1 protein-coding gene is annotated in these 361 nt (G+C 65.7%); it reads right to left on the bottom strand.

Annotation, left to right across the window (positions count from 1 at the left end; translation table 11 throughout):
* Positions 1-361 (bottom strand): SulP family inorganic anion transporter (locus ADL05_RS03055; protein ID WP_197285672.1); only part of this gene is annotated, 361 nt, incomplete at both ends.

A 361-nucleotide genomic window follows, 5' to 3' on the forward strand; every position in this document is an offset into this window, starting at 1 on the left:
CACGAAGAACATCACCGCGACCAGCGCCGCGATCGGGATCATCCCGACGATGTCGCCCAGCCCCACGCACAGGATCAGCAGGAACACCCCGGCCAGGAAGGTCGAGATCCGCGTGCGTGCGCCGGACTTGATGTTGATCATCGTCTGCCCGATCATCGCGCAGCTCGCCATGCCGCCGAAGAAGCCGACCAGCACGTTCGCGATGCCCTGGCCGCGGGCCTCGCGGGCGTGGTTGGAGGAGGTCTCGGTCTGGTCGTCGACAACCTTGGCGGTCATCAAAGACTCCATCAGCCCCACCAGCGCCAGCGTCATCGCATAGGGGGCGATCAGCGTCAGCGTGTCCAGGGTGAAGGGCACGTTC

Origin of the sequence: Nocardiopsis sp. NRRL B-16309 (genome assembly GCF_001279585.1) — a bacterium.
Lineage (GTDB): Bacteria > Actinomycetota > Actinomycetes > Streptosporangiales > Streptosporangiaceae > Nocardiopsis.